Origin of the sequence: Rhodococcus sp. ARP2 (genome assembly GCF_001029585.1) — a bacterium.
GTDB lineage: Bacteria > Actinomycetota > Actinomycetes > Mycobacteriales > Mycobacteriaceae > Rhodococcus_F > Rhodococcus_F erythropolis.
In genome coordinates this window covers 1-3,123 of the sequence record NZ_LEKE01000039.1, presented here as the reverse complement: position 1 = coordinate 3,123, position 3,123 = coordinate 1, and the positions used below count along the sequence as shown (strand labels likewise).

At 64.6% G+C, this 3,123-nt stretch carries 3 protein-coding genes; 1 reads left to right on the top strand and 2 read right to left on the bottom strand.

What is annotated here, in order from left to right; genetic code table 11:
• Nucleotides 1-349: 349 nt before the first annotated feature.
• Nucleotides 350-649: a helix-turn-helix transcriptional regulator gene (locus ABX74_RS08880; protein ID WP_047888681.1), complete on the top strand. Its 300-nt coding sequence runs from the start codon at nt 350-352 to the stop codon at nt 647-649.
• Between the two features lie 2 nt (nt 650-651).
• On the opposite strand, the gene ABX74_RS08875 is transcribed toward ABX74_RS08880, so the two are convergent.
• Both ABX74_RS08875 and ABX74_RS08870 read right to left on the bottom strand, forming a co-directional pair.
• Nucleotides 652-2,229: a glycosyltransferase family 87 protein gene (locus tag ABX74_RS08875; protein WP_047888680.1), complete on the bottom strand. Its 1,578-nt coding sequence runs from the start codon at nt 2,227-2,229 to the stop codon at nt 652-654.
• A gap of 39 nt (nt 2,230-2,268) precedes the next feature.
• Nucleotides 2,269-3,123, bottom strand: an 855-nt coding sequence (locus ABX74_RS08870) for a penicillin-binding transpeptidase domain-containing protein (protein ID WP_047888679.1), incomplete at its 5' end; no start/stop codon positions are given.

The following is a 3,123-nucleotide window of genomic DNA, read 5'->3' as shown; positions in this document are numbered from 1 at the left end:
GCGGACGGTTCCGTGCAAACCACCCGAACGCTCGACCGCTTCGCGAACGGTCAGTCCGGCTGCCTTCCGCAACGCCGTGAGCGCCTCAGCAAACTGTCCACGCGACTCGATCTGGCCCGGATCGACCTGATTGTGCCTACCGGCTTCGGCCTTCGAGTTCATAGCGACGCACTCTATCGGAGCAGGTAGGGGATTTGTCCGTTGTATGGACTCTGTATCGAGAGAGTTGCGCCCGTTCCACTGAGTCGCCTCGATCGAAATACTCGTTCTCAGTCGCGCCCCATCTCAGCAGCCCTTCTGCAAATACGGCAGTCGACGCCCATCCCCTCCGTCGAAAGGCGCTACTCGCATGTCTTCAATCGGCATTTCTTCGAAGATCGAGGCAAACGTGTCCCGAGTCGGCAACCCCAAGCACGGCAAGCACAAGCCGAAGCTGAGCGTCCGCGAGATCGAAGTACTTCTTGCCTGGCTTCGTTCGGATTCCAAGTCCGAGGTCGCCGAGACACTCGACCTCCGCGTCTGCACCGTCAACACACACATCACTCGGATCCGCACGAAGTACAGCGACGTCGGGCGGCCGGCCCCCACGAAGGCAGCGTTGTTCGCCCGCGCGGTCCAGGACGGGTACACCACCCTCGACGAATGGTGACCTCAGACCGTGACGGGTTCCGGTTCCTTCGCCTTCGACGGCTTCAGCCAAGCGGGTAGCCAGGAGGGTTGTTTGTCCGGAGCCTGATCGAGAACACCGCCCGCCGGATCGTCGATGAACCCGTACCGCACGAGATCCTCCGACGGCCGGTAGATCTGCCGGAGCACCAGCGCGCACAGAACGAGTACCGCGATGTCCCGGATCACGACCGTTCCGGTGAACCACTGCTCGGGCAGCCCCTTGTTGGACACCCCGAGGTAATACATCATTCGTGGAACCCAGACCAGGGCGTCGATGGTCATCCACGCGAGCAGGAGTCTGCGGTGCGGCAAGGCCAACACGGCCAGCGGCACCAGCCACAGAGAATACTGCGGGCTCCACACCTTGTTCGTAAGCAGGAAGCCCGCCACCAACAGGAAGCACAACTGTGCAACGCGCGGACGACGCTGCGCCGTCAGGGCGACGTATCCGACACCGATGCAGACGGCCACGAACAAAAGCAGAGAGACGGCGTTGAGATTCGACGGTGACTCGCCCTGTGCGAGAGGACCGTCGAGGCCCTTCCACGACGTGAACGACGCGATCACGTTGTAGAGGGAATCTGGATCGGCCCCGCGCTCGGAGTTGAGCCGGAAGAACTCGTACCAACCATGCGGGTACAGCGCGGCGATGGGCAGGTTCACCGCAAGCCATGCCGCGACGGCACTGAGTGCGGTCACCAGCCAGTCCCTCGTCTTGCCCGCGCGCAGACACAGGACGAAAAGCGGTCCGAGTAGGAGCAGCGGGTAGAGCTTCGCGGCGCCGCCCAGGCCGAGCAGGATTCCCGCGAGCACCGGCCGCTTGCGTGCCCACGCCAACAACCCGCCAGCCGCGAACGCCGTCGCCAGAGGATCGAAGTTCGTGAACACGTGCACGATCACCAACGGGGAACACGCGATGAGCGCGCCGTCCCACACTCGTCGTCCGGCCAGCAGGGTGCTCGCCCACACGGTGACCAGCCACGCCAACGCCAACCCGAACGCCACGACGTTGAAATAGAGCGCCACCTGAATCGCGCCCGGCAGCCAGGTGATCGAATCCCACGCCTTGGCGACCTTCATCGCGCCGTACTGATAGAGCCCCGAGATGACCGGATACTCCATGTACCGCATCTGGATCGAACCGTCGCCGCGTACTTCTTCCCACGACGTCTTGTACGGGAATGCTCCCTGATCGAGGCGTTCGGCTCCGTACAGCGGAACGGTGTCGGAGTAACACATCGCCACGTACTGACGGCTGCCACTCCAGTCGAGGCCGACCTGCCCGCTCTCGCCGACCGGCGCCTGCTGAATACAGCCGGCCTTCGCGAACCAGCCGAAAGCCAAAAACACCACGGCGAGCAGAAGGATCACTCGCATCGGGGTGAAGAAGCGAGTGCGTCCGATCAGTGCGTGACGACCTACCGGACCGCCGACGGTTCCCGACAGCGCAGACACCATCGCGTCGTTGCGACTGGGAACGTCCCGCCAATCCGCCGAACGAAGATCTTCGGCCAGCGGAGCGGGGGAGGTCGGTTCGGCATCATCAGCATTCGCGGCCACTCCGCGAGGTTACCGTCTTTCGAACCGACCACCCTCCAACTACTGGCCGGGGCTCACACCTGCCGGTTCTTCCTCGGTGGTCTCGCCTGCCCCTGGTACCTGCGGCGTGGTTGTCGTCGGCCGGGAGATCCCCGGAATCGGGATGGTGATGCCCGGCAGAACCTCGACCTGCGTCGTCGTCACCACGGGCGGCGGAGTGGTTTCCGTCGTCGTCGGTGCGGTGGTCGGCGGCGCCGACGTCTTGGGCGGTGCAGGTGCCGTGTACTCCGGAACACCACCGGCTTGGCCGTTGATCTTGCCCGGCGTCGGGAACTTCTCGTTGTCGGTGCCCTCGAGAGCGCCGTCCATCGTGTCCTTCCAGATGTCCGAAGGCAGACCCGAGCCGTAGATCATCGCGCCACCGGAATTGGTGATCGCTTCACCGTCGGGAGTTCCGACCCAGACCGCGGTCGAGAGTGACGGCGTGTAGCCGACCATCCATGCGTCCTTGTTGGCTCCGGTGTCACCGAGCTGCGCAGTACCTGTCTTCGACGCCGACAGACGTCCGCCGGCCAGGTTGTGACCGCGCGAGTACGCCGCGATCGGCTGCATCGCAGCCGTCACGTTGTCCGCCACGGCAGCGTCGATGCGGTCCTCACCGGCGGGTGCGCCGCGGTCCAGCAGCACGGTGCCGTCAGCCGCGACGACCTTCTGGACGAAGTGCGGTGCGTGATACGTGCCGGATGCGGCGAGCGTCGCGTACGACGACGCCATGTCGAGCACGCGGGCCTGGTACTGGCCGAGCACGATGCCGTTGTTGGGACCGGAACCGTCAGCCTCGGTGAGCGACGGGCCGACGCCCGGGATGTCCTTCGGGATGCCTGCTTGGTGTGCGATGTCCGCGATTGCCTGCGG

Bases quoted from the DNA above. Each gene is read 5' to 3' on its own strand.
- ABX74_RS08880 (WP_047888681.1), top strand. From the start codon at position 350: ATGTCTTCAATCGGCATTTCTTCGAAGATCGAGGCAAACGTGTCCCGA.